The organism is Herminiimonas sp. KBW02 (assembly GCF_003852535.1).
Classification (GTDB): domain Bacteria; phylum Pseudomonadota; class Gammaproteobacteria; order Burkholderiales; family Burkholderiaceae_D; genus Oxalicibacterium.
Map to the genome: position 1 here is coordinate 499,891 of NZ_QAJP01000004.1, position 16,221 is coordinate 516,111.

The following is a 16,221-nucleotide window of genomic DNA, read 5'->3' on the forward strand; positions in this document are numbered from 1 at the left end:
CCGGAGTATCCGCCGCGCAAGCATAAAAAAAGCCCGCATCGGTGAGGAGGCAGGCTGGTGTTGCGTTCACCCAAACCTATAGTGGAGTGTGGCGAACAGGGCGTACTGTACAGAGCGAAAATGACAGTACGATGACATGTGTCACTATCAGCTAATTTTTTTCTCGCCTGTTCTAAAGCGGCATGAATGCCTCTCGGTCATCACACAAGTGGACGCTAATCCTGATACAGCATAGAATCGCGCGGCTCGCCGGTTGTGGTGCTTAAGCCGCATCAGACGCAAGACTTTGGGCAATTGTCATTAAGTTGACATGTTTGCTCACTAACATTGCCTGATGGTAACTCTGCGCCACAGCGTTATTTATGCACCGTCCACGTAGTATTTATCCAAGTACCCGTCACCTTGCAATCCGTACTCAACTCCCTGAAAAAGCACGGCAATAATCTGATCCTCGGTGAAAAAGGTCTGGTTCCGGTAACCTTTTTGCTGGCGTTTGCGATGCTGACGATTATCTGGTGGGGTACTTTGTCACGTATGGCACATGAGAAAGAGCTGGTACTGGAAAGCTCGATTTCAGACGGACAGAATATCGCATCCATCGTCGCAACCAATCTGACTGAAGTACTGGACAGAGCCAGTCATTACGCCCGCATGGGGCGTTCGATGATGGAAGAAGAGCGCTTTTCCGAGCTGCAGCTCAGGCCCTTGCTGAGTGGTGATCCTGCATACTTGCGCATAGCGATCTTTGACGGGCTGGGTAATTTGCTGCAGTCATCTGCCAACCGGCAATCAGAGCCTGAACTCATGCAACTGGTACATGTGGCGCAGCAGCAAGCCTGGTCGAGCGGGAATGAGACCCAGCTGATGGTAGGGCGACCGTCGATTACCGATAGTTCTGCCTGGCGCGTACCGCTGGTGATTCCGTTCACGACTGCTGGCGGTCAGCGTGGATTCCTGGCGGCCGTGATTGATCTCGGCTATTTCCTGCGTTTGTATAAAGATATACATCTCGGCGACGGAGGTCGGATCGAGATCCTGACCCGTGATGCTTATCAGCTGGCGGAGTTGAACGGCGCCGGTTTGTCGGCAGGCATCGATTATAAGGGGGCACTTTATAGCTCCTTTCTGTCGCACCGGGAAGAGGAAGGCGTGATCGAGGCGCCGCGTCCGGGCGCGACTGAACAAGAGATCGCCGTGTATCGCATGCTGGCAAATTATCCGTTTACGGTCGTTGTGACACGTGACCAAAGCTATGTGATGGCACGCCTGACTGCGCGCCATCGCGATTATTTGCAACGCGCCGTCCTGGTCTCGGTCGTCGTGGTTTTACTGATGCTGGGTTTGCTGGTGATCGCTTACCGCCAGCGCCGTCTGTATAACGTGCTGGCGGCGTCGGAACAGGAAAAGCGCAGTCTGATCGGACAACTGGAGCAGGAGAAAGGGCGGGCACTGCTGCAAGCGTCGCATGATTACCTGACCGGCATTCCCAATCGCATGTTGTTTTACGAACTGGCCGCTGCCGAACTGGCGCGTGCGCGGCGCAGCCGCAAGTTGTACGGCATGTTTTTCCTCGATCTGGATAAGTTCAAGCTGATCAACGATACGCTGGGTCATGCGGTGGGCGATCTTTTGCTGCAGGACGTGGCGCGGCGTTTGCGCGAATCATTGCGTGAGTACGATTTGCTGGCGCGGCTGGGTGGCGATGAGTTCGTCATGCTGATTTCGGAAATGACATCGGAGAACGATATCGCCAAGGTTGCCGCCAAACTGGTGGATGTGGTGCGTGCGCCTTTCGCTGACCTTGATGGGCACGATATCGAGATCAGTCCCAGCATAGGCATCGCCCTTTATCCGCGTGATGGACAGAACGTGGAGACCCTGCTCACCCATGCTGATGCCGCAATGTATAACGCCAAGGCGGCCGGGGCGGGGACATATCGCTTCTTTGACAGTTCGCTGAATGCATCGTCGGCGCGCGATGTTGAGTTGCTGACCCGCTTCAAGCGGGCGATCCGCGATGATGAGTTTTGCCTGCATTACCAGCCACGCGTCGAATTGCAGGAATTTGGCCTGGTCGGGCTGGAAGCACTGGTGCGCTGGCAGCATCCCGAACACGGTTTGATTTTCCCGAATGATTTCATCGCGCTGGCTGAAGAAAATGATTTGATCGTATTGCTTGGACGGTGGGTGATCGATGCCGCCTGCCGGCAAATCGTAGCCTGGCGCGCTGCCGGTTTGCCGCTGGTGCCGGTCGCCATCAATGTCTCGCCCAAGCAATTGAAGGATAGCGCCTTGCTGGAGACCGTGATGGATACGCTGGCGCGTTACCAGATAGAACCGGGCTTGCTGGAAATAGAAATTACCGAAGGCTGTTTTATCGAAGACTTCGAGACAGCGAACAAGGTACTGGAACAATTGCGTGCTTATGGTCTGCGCATTGCGCTGGATGATTACGGTACCGGTTTCTCGGGGTTGAAGAATCTGAAGCAGTTACCGATTTATGCGATCAAGATAGATCGTTCCTTTATTCGCGATATTCGGAATGACAATAGCGATGCGGTGATCGTCGCATCCACTATTTCCCTGGCGCATAACCTCGGCTTGCAGGTGGTGGCTGAGGGGGTCGAGAGCAAGGAACAACTGGTGCACCTGAAGACGGCCGGCTGCGATCAGGTGCAGGGCTTTTATTTCAAGCGACCCGTACCTGCTGCGGACATTGTGGACGTACTGCGCCGCGGCAGATTCTCGCCGACATAGAGGAGAAATTATGCGTACCCTGTTTCGTATTGTTCGGTTGCTGTTGCCCCGGACTCTTTTGCCCCGGGTTCTTTTGCTGTGTTTCTTGCTGTCGCTGACGTCTGTGCAGGCTGCGGAATGCGAACGCCCGGCACGCCTGCATTTCTCGCTGGTGCCGCAGAGCGATTTGCAAAAGGATGTCGAGTCGCTGAAACCCTTGTTTGCCGACTTGCAGGCTGCGCTCGGAATACCGGTTGAAGTGGTGATGCCGACTTCGTATGGCGCAGTGATCGAGGATTTGATATCTGGCGCAGTGGATCTGGCGCGCCTCGGTCCTGCAGCCTATGTATCAGCGAAGAAGCAGGACCCCGGCATTAGCGCTTTTGCGACGGTATCGCGCCGCGCGCCAGGGCAAAGGGAAGAGGACACTTTCTATCATTCGATCCTGATCGTGCGTAAGGGAGGGCCTTATCAGACCATCACTGCGCTGCGTGGCAAGAAAGTGGCGCTGGTGGATCCGGACAGTACCTCGGGTGCACTGATACCGCGCCATGTGTTTGCGCGTGAAATCCGTATGCCGCTGGAAAAATATTTCGGGCAGGTGGTGTATAGCGGGGCGCATGACCAGTCGATCGCCAATCTGAAGAAAGACAAGATAGATGCGGCGTTCATTTCCAGCTCCACCTTGAATATGCCGGGTGAAAATATGCGTACCAAGGCGGATGATTTCCTGACCTTATGGCGCTCGGCAGCGATCCCGCGCAATCCCTTTGTCTTGCGCAGCGGCTTGTGCGCCGATATCAGGAAAAAAATCATCGGCGTCTTTCTCGACAGCGGCGGCAATGCCAATGAAAATCTGATGCGCAAACTGAACGTGACGCGCTTTGTCCCGGTCAGCGATAAGGATTATCAAATCGTGCGGGACTTGCCTTGAGTTGCCCTGAATTCTGCTAGGCCGCAGGTAATACTTTGCTCCATGGAGTGCGCGCGTTGTGGCTGGCCTCAAAGCGTTCGATCTCAGGCAAGAGCTGCATGGTCGCACCTATCATGTCCAGTCCTTCAACGATCATTTGTCGATGCCGCGCTCCCAGCGTAAATGGAAAGCTGTGTTGTGCGCTGCTGATTGTCATCGCATCCAGGTTTATCGTCAGTTGATGATTGCCGTCATCCATATCTGCCAGCAATACTGCGATTTTTTCTTCTTCGAGTGCGATCAGCAGCAAACGATTATTCAATGCATTGCCAAAGAAAATTTCGCCGAAGCTGGGCGCAATGATGGCTTCTATACCGAGTTGCTGTAAGCCCCAGACTGCATGTTCACGGCTGGAGCCACAGCCGAAGTTAGCACCGCCGAGCAGAAATTTGCTGCCGCTGAAGGCGGGTTGGTTCAGGATGAAGTCCGGGCGCGGACTGCCATCCGGATGAAAGCGCAAATCGTATAAAACACCTGGTGCCAGGCCTGCCTTGTCGATGATGCGCAGGAATTGCTTGGGCATGATTTGATCGGTGTCGAGGTTGGCCAGCAACAATGGTGCGGCGACTCCTTGCAGCAATGTGGCGTCAGACATGAGCCAGCTCCTTATCCAGTTCACGTACATCCGAGATGCAGCCGCGTATCGCCGCTGCTGCTGCCATCGCGGGACTCATCAGATGGGTCCTGCCTTCACGTCCCTGGCGTCCTTCGAAATTGCGATTGGTGGTTGATGCGCAGCGCTCACCTGGTGTCAGCACGTCGTCATTCATCGCGAGGCACATCGAGCAGCCTGGCTGGCGCCATTCAAAACCAGCTTGAATAAAAATATCGGCCAGGCCTTCCTGTTCCGCCTGGCGGCGCACCGTGCCGGAACCCGGCACCACCATCGCACGTACGCCCTTGGCGACATGTCGGCCAGCGATGATGCTGGCGGCGCTGCGCAAGTCTTCGATGCGGCCATTGGTGCAGGAACCGATGAAGACGCGTTCTATCGGCATGCCGAGCAGGGATGCGCCGGCGGACAAGCCCATGTAGTGCAAAGCCTTGTTGTCGTTGTGTGCGGTGTCCGGTATGTGGCCGTCGATAGGTATCGCCTGATCCGGGCTGGTACCCCAGGTTACGTAGGGTGAAACTTCAGCGGCGTTGAAATGATGGTTGGCTTCAAACTGTGCATCCTGGTCTGAGTACAGTGTCAGCCAGTCTTGCTGCGCCTGCGCGAACGCAGTTTCATCAAGGTCGACTGCATGTTGTCGGATGTAAGCAAAGGTGATTGCATCGGGACGTATCAACGCCGCACGCGCACCGGCTTCGACTGCCATATTGCATAAGGTCATGCGTGCTTCTGCCGACAGCGTCTCTATCGTGCTGCCGCAAAATTCAACGGCATAGCCGCGTGCACCCTGGGCGCCGATGCGGCTGATGATGAGCAAGACCAAATCCTTGACCGATGTACCGACAGGTAATGCGCCATCCACGCGTATACGCATGTTATCGGCGAGTCGATAGACCAGGGTTTGCGTTGCGAGTATGTGCTCGACTTCAGAGGTGCCGATGCCGAAACCGAGTGCACCGAGTGCGCCGTAAGTCGTGGTGTGGCTGTCGCCGCACAGCACCACCATGCCCGGGCGTACCCAGCCGTGTTCCGGCGCGATGATGTGTTCTATGCCTTGCTCGGCATCGTTGGTGTCGAGCAGTTTGATGCCGTACTCGCGGCAATTCTTTTTCAGATTGCTCGCCTGCAGTGCCGACGGCGGATCGAAGATGACGCGCTGTCCGACTTGCACCGGATGGGTCGGGATGATGTGCGAGACCACGGCCAGTTGCTGGCGCGGCCGCAGTACTGTGCGTCCTTGCGCCTTTAAACCGGCGAAGGCTTGCGGGCTGGTGTACTCATTCATGATGTGCAGATCGACATACAGCAGCACGTGCTGTGCATCGAGGCGACTGACCGTGTGCGAGTCCACCAGTTTTTGATATAGCGTGCGTGTAGACATGGTGCGTGTTCTTGGTTGGTGCTTAGTTGGAGAGGAAGGGCAGCACTTCATCGAGCAAAAGTTGCGGCTCGTCTTCCGGGATGTAGTGGCCGCAGTCGAGCGCGTGGCCGTGTACGTTGGCAGCGAGGTGCTGCCATTCTTCCAGCGGCTGGAAGCATTGCTCAATCACGCCATGCTTGCCCCACAAGGTCAGCATCGGTGCCTGGATTTTGTTGCCGGCGGCGAGGTCGGCCCGTTCGTGTTCGAGGTCTATACCGGCGCTGGCGCGATAGTCTTCGCAAATGCCGTGGATGGTGGCCGGATCGCGCAAACAGCGCAGGTATTCGGCATAGGCTTCTGGTGTAAATGGCTTCATCCCGGCGCTGCGTCCGGCGATGGTGTGTTGCAGATAGACGTCCGGATGCGAGTTGACCAGCGTTTCCGGAAATGGCGCAGGGCGTGTCAGGAAGAACCAGTGGTAGTAAGCGGTGGCAAAGGCGCGATTCGCTTTTTCATACATGGCGAGGGTAGGGGCGACGTCGAGTACTACCAGTTTGCGTATGACTGCCGGATGATCAAGTGCCATGCGATAGGCGACGCGGCCACCGCGATCATGCCCCATCAGCAGGAATTGATTGAAGCCCAGATGCGCCATCAATGCGATCTGGTCTTCGCCCATCACCCGTTTTGAGTAATTGCTGTGGTCGGGCAAGCCTTGCGGTTTGTCGCTGTCGCCATAGCCGCGCAGGTCGCTGGCGATGACGGTGTAGTGCTGTGCCAGGGTCTGGGCAACCTTGTGCCAGATCACATGGGTTTGCGGGTGGCCGTGCAGCAGGAGCAGGGCCGGGCCGCTACCGCCCTTGATATAGGCGATCCTGACGCCGTTGACTTCTGCGGTCTGTCTTTCAAATCCAGCAAATCCTGGAAACCCTTCTAACATAGTTGACTCCTGACGGCGGCGGCTTATCGTGCAGAGGATTGTATAGCTGTTAAAGCGGCATATAATTCATCTTTATTCAGTCTATTATTTCTTTTAATTTAATAATGAATGAGCTCTCGGATCTGGCGTTTTTCTCTGTCCTGGTAAAGCAGGGCAGCCTGGCTGCGGTCGCACGCGAACTGGGCGTGACGCCGCCAGCGGTGACCAAGCGGCTGGCCAACCTGGAGCAGCGGCTGGGCGTGCGCCTGCTCAATCGCACCACGCGCACCATGAGCGTGACGCACGAGGGCGAGATTTACCTGGCCGAAGGTGCGCGTATCCTGTCCGAGATCGAGGAACTGGAGCGTACCGTCAGTCGCAGCCGCGCGGTGCCCAAAGGCTTGCTGCGCATCAACGCCAGCTTTGGTTTCGGGCGCAAACACATCGTCCCGGCGGTATCCGACTTCATCGCAAAATATCCGGAAATAGAGGTGCAGCTGCAGCTGTCCGACCGGCCTGTAAACCTGATAGACCAGGCTTACGACGTCGGCATACGGATAGGCGAGATGCCGGACGCCCGCATCATTGCGCGCAAGATCGCTTCCAATCGTCGTTTGTTGTGTGCGGCCCCGGCATATATCAAGCGTCACGGCCAGCCTGCGGTGCCGCGTGACTTGCAGAAACAGCAATGCATTGTGTTGCGCGAGAATGATGCTGCTTATGGTAGCTGGCATTTGCGCCGTGGCAAGCGGCAGGAAAGTATCAAGGTGCGTGGCGCACTCAGCAGCAATGATGGCGAAGCCACGCTGGCCTGGGCGCTGGCCGGGCATGGCATCCTGATGCGTTCGCAATGGGATGTCGCGGCCTACCTGCGTTCGGGGCGGCTGGTCGAGGTGCTGGCGGACTGGAGCCTGCCGCCCTCGGATATCTATGCGGTGTACCCGGAGCGACTGAATCTGTCTGCCAAGGTGACGGCTTTCGTTGATTTCATGAGTGCGCGCTTTGCGTCGCACCTGTCGGAGTCGGGTGATCCCTGGTAGGGGATTGTGTTTCACGCAACACCTGCTGCATGAGTCAAATCAGCCCGCGCCTGACCGTTTGCTTGCCGGATCTGTAATTGATCCGTCAATTGGCGGTCTGGAAGGGCGCAAATCCTTTAAAATAGCGGCCTACTCCGAGATTATCTATGTCCATTTCAACTACCCAAGAAATCGTTACCGAATTGCGTGCCGGTCGCATGGTGATTCTGGTCGACGAAGAAGACCGTGAAAACGAGGGCGACCTGGTATTGGCCGCCGAGTTCGTGACCCCGGAAGCGATTAATTTCATGGCCAAATTCGGCCGCGGCCTGGTTTGCCTGACGCTGACCGAAGAGCGCTGCGACCAGCTGGCGCTGACCATGATGACGACCCGTAACGGGACTTCGTACGGCACCAACTTCACCGTTTCTATCGAGGCGGCCGAAGGTGTGACCACCGGGATCTCGGCAGCGGATCGCGCCAAGACCATCCAGGTCGCTGTTGCCAAAAATGCCAAGCCATCCGACATCGTGCAGCCTGGCCACATCTTCCCGCTGAAAGCGCAAAAGGGTGGGGTGCTGATGCGCGCTGGTCATACCGAAGCGGGTTGTGACTTCGCCGAACTGGCGGGTCTGACCCCGGCAGCGGTGATTTGCGAAATCATGAAAGACGACGGCACCATGGCGCGTCTGCCGGATTTGATCGAATTCGCTAAAGAACATGGTTTAAAAATCGGCACCATCGCCGACCTGATCCACTACCGTAGCCAGCATGAAACCATCGTTGACCGCGTCGGTGAGCGTACGATGGAAACCGTGTACGGCAGCTTCAAGACTATCGTCTACCGTGACAAGCCTAGCGGCGGCGCGCATCTGGCGCTGGTGCATGGCGATATCTCGGCAGACAAGGAAACCCTGGTGCGTGTGCATCAGCCGGTGTCGGTGCTGGACTGGCTGGAAACCAAGGCGACTACCCACTCGTGGAACCTGGCGTCGGCGATGGCTGCGATCAAGCAATCGGAGCGCGGCGTAATGGTCTTGCTGAATTGCGAAGAATCGGCCGATGAGTTTTTTGCCCAGTTCGAGGCATTGAATAATCCGGAAAGTCGTCCGCAACAACGTGCGGCCCATATGGATTTGCGTACCTACGGTATAGGCGCACAAATCCTGAAGGACCTGTCGGTAGGCAAGATGAAGTTGCTGGCCAACCAGCGCAAGATGCCTTCGATGGCTGGCTTTGATCTGGAAGTAACCGGTTATCAGGCACGCACCAGCGATTGAGCATTCGTTCAAATTTTATTGAATTGAACAATCATTTCAATCACTTGTTGGTGCTGGTAGTAAAGTCGAAAAGAATTAGTTGAATTAAACGCGCGTCGCGCATGAAGGGGAACACCATGACAGTAGGCAGCTACGAAATGAATTTGGCAGGACAGGGTTTGCGCATCGGTATCGTGCAGGCACGTTTCAACCAGGATGTGTGCCACGGTTTGCTGGCATCCTGCCTGGCTGAGTTGAAACACCTGGGTGTCGAAGACGAAGATGTCTTGCATGTCACGGTGCCGGGCGCGCTGGAAATCCCGCTGGCCTTGCGCAAGATGGCTGAAACCCTGCAGTTCGATGCGCTGATCGCCATCGGTGCAGTGATCCGTGGCGAGACTTATCACTTTGAGCTGGTCTCGAATGAATCCGGCGCCGGCATCACCCGCGTTGGTCTCGACTTCGGTTTGCCGATCGCAAATGCGGTACTGACCACCGATACCGACGAGCAGGCTGAAGCGCGGATGGAAGAAAAAGGCGCGGACGCTGCGCGCGTCGCTGTTGAAATGGCGAACCTGACGATCGCGCTGGAAGACCTGGCCGACGCGGCCGACGACCAGCAGTAATCCAGCATCCTGAGAATTGCGCCGCAGGCATGCGGCGCAGGTATTTGTTAACCTTTTATGCGCGCCTGGCTTCTATATATATGCAGGCGTGCTGTTTGTGAGCCATGACCCAAAAAACCGACCACGCTAATCCGAGCAAAAACCGTACGCCGCGTCATCGCGCCCGTGAATTTGCCTTGCAAGGCCTGTATCAATGGCTGCTGAATAATGAAGATGTACGCGTGATTGAAACGCACATCCGCCAGGCCCATGGCTTCGACAAGGCTGACGCCGAGCACTTCGACGCGCTGCTGTACGGCACCGTCAAGCAAGTCGGCGAATTGCGCGCCGGCCTGGCGCCATTGATAGACCGTGAAATTTCGGCGCTGTCGCCAGTCGAGCACGCTGCTTTGCTGATCGGTGCGTTTGAATTGAAAAACCACATCGAAATTCCGTACAAGGTAGTCATCAACGAAGCGGTTGAACTGACCAAATCCTTTGGTGGCATAGATGGCCATAAATATGTGAATGGCGTGCTGGACAAGTTTGCTATCAGCGCGCGTGAAGTGGAAATCAACGCCGGACGCAAAGGCTGATCGCGCAGTTCCGCTGTATTTATATAGTCAGTAATATAGTTAGTAATATCGTCAGTAAATTCGGTCGCCACCTGCTCCGTTTGCCTCACTTCAGGCTGTAACGGATGCCGGTGGCGGTTTTCATTGAGGAATCCGCTTTGTCTTCGCATCTCACACAACTTGCCTCCCGCCTGCAAAACATCGCGCCTTTCCATGTCATGGAGCTGGCGAAGATGGCGGCCGAGCTGGAGCGGCAAGGGCGTCATATCATCCACATGGGCATAGGCGAGCCGGACTTCACGGCGGCGCAGCCGGTCATAGACGCGGCGACGCGGGCGATGGCGGACGGCAAGTTGCAATACACGTCGGCTACGGGCTTGCCCGAATTGCGGACGGCGATCGCGGCGCATTATCAGACTGTCTATGGTGTCGAAGTCGATGCCTCGCGCATCATCGTGACGGCGGGTGCCTCGGCGGCCTTGTTGCTGGCTTGCGCTGCGTTGGTGGAAAAGGATGCGCAAGTCCTGATGTCGGACCCGTCCTATCCGTGTAATCGCCACTTTGTCGCGGCTTTTGACGGTCAGGCCAAAATGATTGCCAGTGGTCCTGAGCATCGCTTCCAGTTGTCGGCGGAGATGGTCGAGCAAAACTGGTGTGAACAGACGCGTGGCGTATTGCTGGCGTCGCCATCGAATCCGACCGGTACCTCGATAGAGGCGGGCGAGTTGCGCAAGATAGTCGAGACTGTGCGCAGCAAGCAGGGCTTCACCATCGTCGATGAAATCTATAACGGTTTGCGCTATGACGCCGAGCCGTTCACTGCCTTGTCGCTGGGCAGCGATGTCATCGTCATCAATAGTTTTTCCAAGTACTTCAATATGACGGGCTGGCGTCTGGGCTGGCTGGTGGTGCCGCCGGAACTGGTGCCGCCTATCGAAAAGCTAGCGCAAAACCTGTTCATTTGCGCATCCAGCCTGGCGCAGCATGCAGGTCTGGCTTGCTTCCAGCCGGAAGCATTGGCTATATATGAAGCGCGCAAAGCTGAGTTTCAGCGGCGGCGCGACTATATAGTACCGGCGCTGGAAGGGCTGGGCTTCAAAGTGCCGGTCATGCCGGATGGTGCTTTCTATGTGTATGCCGATTGCAGCGCCTGGTCTGACGATGCGGATCAACTGACGGTGGATATATTGAATAAGGCGGGTGTGGTGATCGTGCCGGGGCTGGACTTTGGTCCGTCTACTGCGCATCAGTATGTGCGTGTGTCCTACGCGACTTCGATGGAAAACCTGCAGGAAGCAGTGGCGCGGTTAAAGGCCTTCCGTGAGCAGCATGTGCAATCCTGAGTCGATGCGATGAAAGTGCAGACGTAAAAAAAGGAGCCTGAGGCTCCTTTTTCTTGTGGCATCCACTATTACAGCGAAGTGAATTTATCGCCATTCAGTTTCTGCGAGTTCTTGTCTTCCAGTGCTGCCGATTTTTCCTGGATCACGACTGGCTGCGCTTTTGGTGCTGCGCGGCTGGCCATAGTTGCAAATGCGGAAACACGTTTGCCGCTGGCAACTGCTTTCAGGCGGTCATACTCGCCCAGGACCTTGGCACCGTAACCGGCGTCGCTTTCCATACCTGCAGCGCCTACATAGCGTTTCAGACCGGCTTCTACCGAGCCGCCACGCGACACGTACTCTTTCAGGATCAGCGAACCGACGCGGATGTTGGCAACCGGGTTCAGCGCTGCTTGTGTGCCACCCATTTCAGCAAACTTGTCGTGATGCACTTTAGACATGACTTGCATCAGGCCTTGCGCGCCTACCGGGCTTTCGGCAAACGGGTTAAAGCGCGATTCAATCGCCATCACAGCCAGGATCAGCAACGGATCAAGGTTGATTTCCTTGGCGGTCAGGTAGGCGGCCGAGACCAGCATATTGGTGGCGTCGTTCGCCACGCGGTAACGCTTGGAGATCCATTGGGTGACGCGTTGCTGTTGTACGTCGGTGCCCAGCATGGCCGGATTGGCGCTGGCTACCGGTGTATCTTCGATGGCAGCCGAGGCTGTAAGCGAAGCAGGATCGTCCATCAGGTTAGCGATAGGCGACAGGTCGTCATCTGATGGTGTGGCCGCTACGGCGTCCGAGAACGGCGAGATGGCCTGGATTTTTTCTGCGACTTCCGGCTTGAAGAACATCAGGGCCAGGGTTGCGATTGCTGTCAGACCCAGCGCCATGATGGCGTGGCGTGCGGTTGCGACGACTTTGTTATTGGTAGTGCGCATTGCGGTTGAATGCGCAATTACCTGTCGTGCAGACTGCTTGGCGGCTTTACGCATCGCCGAGGTAATTCGATTTAACATTAAAAACTCCAGGATTGACGCGGCAAGTAAAGGGCTCCACCACAAAACAAATAAATTATTTCGTAGAACCCTGCACATGCCGTGAATCAGAGAAATCGTTTGCAGTCGCTTGGCGTACGGCAAACGTCGGAGTTGATTACTTATAGGGTCGCGCATTCTGCAGCGGTGCCCTTGGCAAACAACTTTTTCGGGGAGAAGGCTAAGCGCCTTTTGAAAACACTCCTAAAATGTCATGTGGGACCCCGATCCCGTGAAATGAAGAGAGTTTCTTTTCTGCCCGGTTTGGTGTTCAAATACGGGGCCTGCTCTTCAAGTTGCGCGAATTGTAGGAGGCGGTTTATATCAAGTCAACACTATAAAATCAATATTCTATAACTTTTGAATCTAACGTTTTTAGCCTAGACCCGGTAAAAGCCAAAGGAATCAGGTACTTGGGCGTTTTAATTGAATAATCAAGTCCAAAGTACAAAACGGCGAAAAAAATATGAAATATTCTGATTTACGCGACTTCATTTCTCAATTGCAACAAATGGGCGAACTTAAGCGTATAAACGTGCCGGTTTCGCCTTATTTAGAGATGACGGAGATCTGCGACCGCACTTTGCGGGCTGCTGGTCCGGCACTGCTGTTCGAGCAACCGACTGGTCAAAAGATTCCCGTGCTCGGTAATCTTTTCGGTACACCGCATCGCGTCGCACTCGGCATGGGTGCCACGGATGTGAGTGAATTACGCAAAATTGGCCACGTGCTGGCCATGCTGAAGGAGCCGGAACCACCGAAGGGTTTCAAGGACATCATGGGCCTCGGTTCGCTCGTGAAGTCGATCTGGGATATGGCGCCGAAGGAACTGCGTGGCGCCCCTTGCCAGGACATCGTGTGGGAGGGCAATGACGTCGATCTCGCGCGTCTGCCTATCCAGCATTGCTGGCCCGGCGATATCGCACCTCTTATTACCTGGGGCCTGGTGATTACCAAAGGCCCGCACAAGAAACGTCAGAACCTGGGGATTTATCGCCAGCAGGTGATCGGTCGTAACAAGGTCATCATGCGCTGGCTGCCGCATCGCGGCGGTGCGCTCGACTTCCGTGAGCACAGCATCGTTAACCGCGGTCAGCCGTATCCGGTCGCGGTCGCACTTGGTGCTGACCCCGCTACTATATTAGGTGCGGTGACGCCGGTGCCGGATAGTTTGTCCGAATACCAGTTCGCCGGCCTCTTGCGCGGCAGCCGTACCGAGCTGGTGAAGGCGCTTGGCAGCGAGTTGCGGGTACCGGCTTCGGCCGAGATCGTGCTGGAAGGGCATATCTACCCGGACGAGTCGCATCCTTCCGGTTATGAGCATGCGCTGGAAGGTCCGTATGGTGACCACACTGGTTACTATAATGAGCAGGACTCTTTCCCGGTCTTCACGATAGACCGCATTACGATGCGGCGCGATCCGATTTATCACTCTACATATACAGGCAAGCCGCCGGATGAGCCGGCGGTACTGGGCGTGGCGCTGAATGAAGTCTTCATTCCATTGCTGCAAAAGCAATTTTCCGAGATCCTGGACTTTTACCTGCCGCCGGAAGGTTGCAGCTACCGGATGGCGGTAGTGCAGATGAAGAAGGCTTACCCGGGGCATGCCAAGCGCGTCATGTTTGGCGTCTGGAGTTTCCTGCGCCAGTTTATGTATACCAAGTTCATCGTGGTGGTGGATGAGGACGTCAATATCCGCGACTGGAAAGAAGTGATCTGGGCGATTACCACGCGCGTTGATCCGATCCGTGATACGACGCTGGTTGATAGCACGCCTATCGATTACCTGGACTTTGCGTCCCCGGTCAGCGGCCTGGGCAGCAAGATGGGGATAGATGCGACCAATAAATGGCCGGGTGAAACCAATCGCGAGTGGGGGCGTACCATCACCATGACCGACGAGGTGAAGCAGCGCGTCGACCAGATCTGGCAGGAGTTGGGTATTTAATAGCTACGGTCACCGCAGTTGCTGATGCAAGAAAAGTGGTGCTTCTATATATCTATATATAGAAGCACCACTATTTTTTGTGTATTGGGTTTGATGTTGCATCATTCTCTACTGGAAAATTTAGAAATCCATGCATACGCAGAGCACAGACTGCGCCTTTGCTGTTAAAATTCGTGTCGGCGGGCCCCTGCGCATTGTGGCATGGCCAACCTGGTCAGGTCGGGAACGAAGCAGCCACAGCCATTTCCTGCAAGTGCCGTAGACAAGGCTCGCCTCTTTACAGATGTCTATATATAGATACCTGTAATTATCCTCGTAGTTCAGTATTACCCTCCCGGTACTGCCATTCCTCTCACTTCGTACTGCGCTTCTGCCGCACTTCGTCGTGCCCGAGATAATTAATCCACAATTGTTCATTTGCCTTAGTCATGCAGACCACGTATGTTTGTGTCCTTGTGCCGGGTTTGCACCCCATTTTTGTCAGGTATCGCTAACGAAGTGATGTTTGCTAAGGTTAAACTTGCGGATGCAATTTTCCGGTACGGCTCTACTACTAACTCTCTAATGCGCCGCAACGGCAGCTCAGGATAAGCAGTCTCTATGCAAGCAAGCAAAAAATACGTGTGGATAGGCGTGGGTGTCGCGGTCGTAGCGGGAGCCGCCTATCTGGGGCTGGGGGGCAAGGCAGAACGCAGCAAATCCGGCGGCGACGGCACGCAATCGGTGAAAACCGTCATCGCCACGCAAAAGACCATCCCCATCACTGTGACTGCCAACGGTTATGTGACAGCTGTCAGCACCGTCGATGTGCGTCCGAAGGTACAAAACATTGTTCGTACCATCCACATCAAGGAAGGACAGTTCGTCAAGGCCGGACAACTTTTGTTTACGCTGGATGAGCGTAGCGACCAGTCGAATGTCGCCAAGGCATCGGCGCAACTGGCAGCAGGGCAGGCTGACCTGGCTGACGCCGAGCAGGTCTTGAAGCGGAATCAGGATTTGCTGTCGAAAAACTTCGTCTCGCAAGCGGTGGTCGATACCGCACGCAACAAGGTAGAAGCCTTGCGTAATACGGTGAAGGCCAACCAGGCGGCGATCCAGTCCAGTGCCGTGGCGCTGAGTGACAATAAAATTACGGCTGGTATTTCCGGTCGCATCGGCGTCATCAATGTCCATCCTGGCAGCCTGGCGCAACCGACCGGCACCGTGATGGTGACTATCGTGCAGATCGATCCGATCATGATCAGCTTTACCTTGCCGGAACGCGAGCTGCGCAATATCCGCGCGACTTACCCGCAAGGCAACGCGCCGGTGCATGCGCAATTGCCGGGACAGGAAGTGCTGACCGGCAAGCTCACTTTCATCGATAACCTGGCCGATACCCAAAGCGGCACCATACGCATGAAGGCGCAATTCGATAATGCCGGGCAAAAGCTGTGGCCGGGCGCGTATGTGAATGTGAGCCTGGTGTCACGTGAAGTGCCGGATGCAGTGCTGGTACCGGCGCAAGCGGTAGTGACCGGACCGGTCGATAAATTGCTCTACGTGGTGCAGCCGGATGACACCGTGCAGGAACAAAAGATAGAAGTGCTGGCGATTGAAGATGGCCAGGCCGCCGTGTCGGGCGTGAAAGCGGGTAGCCGCGTGGTGGTGGAGGGGACCAAGAACCTCCGGCCCGGCACCAAAATCCGCGAAGTAAAAAAGAATGAAGCCGCTGCGGCTCCTGTGGCACCGACCTGATTTGATGGTTGATAGTTGATATTTGGCCTGATCATATTTCGTGTGATCAGGTTTACTTTTAATACCAGTCGCGCACTTCTTATCCCATGACTTTGCCTGGGCAAAA

Annotated in this window: 13 protein-coding genes and 1 other RNA gene; 10 read left to right on the top strand and 4 right to left on the bottom strand. The window is 55.6% G+C overall.

What is annotated here, in order from left to right; all coding sequences use genetic code 11:
• The first annotated feature begins 402 nt into the window (after window positions 1-402).
• On the top strand, window positions 403-2,757 hold the full coding sequence (locus DBR37_RS06680; protein WP_370454233.1) for a putative bifunctional diguanylate cyclase/phosphodiesterase: 2,355 nt from the start codon (window positions 403-405) through the stop codon (window positions 2,755-2,757).
• Between the two features lie 58 nt (window positions 2,758-2,815).
• Window positions 2,816-3,670 carry a phosphate/phosphite/phosphonate ABC transporter substrate-binding protein gene (locus tag DBR37_RS06685; RefSeq protein ID WP_233588298.1) on the top strand — a complete coding sequence of 285 codons (855 nt, stop codon included), beginning with the start codon at window positions 2,816-2,818 and terminating at the stop codon, window positions 3,668-3,670.
• A 16-nt stretch (window positions 3,671-3,686) separates the two neighbouring features.
• Here DBR37_RS06685 and leuD read toward each other — a convergent pair whose 3' ends face one another.
• The 3 genes from leuD to DBR37_RS06700 are packed head-to-tail and all read right to left on the bottom strand — an operon-like array spanning window position 3,687 to window position 6,622.
• Window positions 3,687-4,304: a 3-isopropylmalate dehydratase small subunit gene (gene leuD, locus DBR37_RS06690; protein WP_124573683.1), complete on the bottom strand. Its 618-nt coding sequence runs from the start codon at window positions 4,302-4,304 to the stop codon at window positions 3,687-3,689.
• Complete coding sequence (gene leuC, locus DBR37_RS06695) at window positions 4,297-5,703, bottom strand: 3-isopropylmalate dehydratase large subunit (protein WP_124573684.1); 1,407 nt, start codon at window positions 5,701-5,703, stop codon at window positions 4,297-4,299. The genes leuD and leuC overlap by 8 nt, the downstream gene beginning before the upstream one ends.
• Before the next feature lie 22 nt (window positions 5,704-5,725).
• Entirely contained in the window at window positions 5,726-6,622 is an 897-nt protein-coding gene (locus DBR37_RS06700) for an alpha/beta fold hydrolase (RefSeq protein ID WP_124573685.1), read from the bottom strand.
• 104 nt (window positions 6,623-6,726) lie between these two features.
• On the opposite strand from DBR37_RS06700, the gene DBR37_RS06705 reads away from it, so the two are divergent.
• The 5 genes from DBR37_RS06705 (at window position 6,727) to DBR37_RS06725 (ending at window position 11,402) form a co-directional block, all read left to right on the top strand.
• Window positions 6,727-7,641 carry a LysR substrate-binding domain-containing protein gene (locus DBR37_RS06705; protein WP_124573686.1) on the top strand — a complete coding sequence of 305 codons (915 nt, stop codon included), beginning with the start codon at window positions 6,727-6,729 and terminating at the stop codon, window positions 7,639-7,641.
• 146 nt (window positions 7,642-7,787) lie between these two features.
• The gene (gene ribBA, locus DBR37_RS06710; RefSeq protein ID WP_124573687.1) at window positions 7,788-8,900 is read left to right on the top strand and encodes a bifunctional 3,4-dihydroxy-2-butanone-4-phosphate synthase/GTP cyclohydrolase II; all 1,113 of its coding nucleotides are present in this window, start codon (window positions 7,788-7,790) and stop codon (window positions 8,898-8,900) included.
• A 116-nt stretch (window positions 8,901-9,016) separates the two neighbouring features.
• Complete coding sequence (ribH, locus tag DBR37_RS06715) at window positions 9,017-9,505, top strand: 6,7-dimethyl-8-ribityllumazine synthase (protein WP_124573688.1); 489 nt, start codon at window positions 9,017-9,019, stop codon at window positions 9,503-9,505.
• A 104-nt stretch (window positions 9,506-9,609) separates the two neighbouring features.
• Complete coding sequence (gene nusB, locus DBR37_RS06720) at window positions 9,610-10,080, top strand: transcription antitermination factor NusB (protein WP_124573689.1); 471 nt, start codon at window positions 9,610-9,612, stop codon at window positions 10,078-10,080.
• Window positions 10,081-10,184: 104 nt separating this feature from the next.
• The gene (locus DBR37_RS06725; protein WP_124573690.1) at window positions 10,185-11,402 is read left to right on the top strand and encodes a pyridoxal phosphate-dependent aminotransferase; all 1,218 of its coding nucleotides are present in this window, start codon (window positions 10,185-10,187) and stop codon (window positions 11,400-11,402) included.
• Between the two features lie 68 nt (window positions 11,403-11,470).
• Here the strand turns inward: DBR37_RS06725 and DBR37_RS06730 are convergent, their stop codons facing one another.
• Window positions 11,471-12,406: a transglycosylase SLT domain-containing protein gene (locus DBR37_RS06730; RefSeq protein WP_124573691.1), complete on the bottom strand. Its 936-nt coding sequence runs from the start codon at window positions 12,404-12,406 to the stop codon at window positions 11,471-11,473.
• A gap of 484 nt (window positions 12,407-12,890) precedes the next feature.
• On the opposite strand from DBR37_RS06730, the gene ubiD reads away from it, so the two are divergent.
• From ubiD to DBR37_RS06745, 3 genes are all read left to right on the top strand, one after another.
• Window positions 12,891-14,375 carry a 4-hydroxy-3-polyprenylbenzoate decarboxylase gene (gene ubiD / locus DBR37_RS06735; protein ID WP_124573692.1) on the top strand — a complete coding sequence of 495 codons (1,485 nt, stop codon included), beginning with the start codon at window positions 12,891-12,893 and terminating at the stop codon, window positions 14,373-14,375.
• A 178-nt stretch (window positions 14,376-14,553) separates the two neighbouring features.
• An RNA gene (gene ffs / locus DBR37_RS06740) (signal recognition particle sRNA small type) lies at window positions 14,554-14,652 on the top strand.
• 323 nt (window positions 14,653-14,975) lie between these two features.
• Window positions 14,976-16,115 carry an efflux RND transporter periplasmic adaptor subunit gene (locus DBR37_RS06745; protein ID WP_124573693.1) on the top strand — a complete coding sequence of 380 codons (1,140 nt, stop codon included), beginning with the start codon at window positions 14,976-14,978 and terminating at the stop codon, window positions 16,113-16,115.
• The last annotated feature ends 106 nt before the right edge of the window (window positions 16,116-16,221 follow it).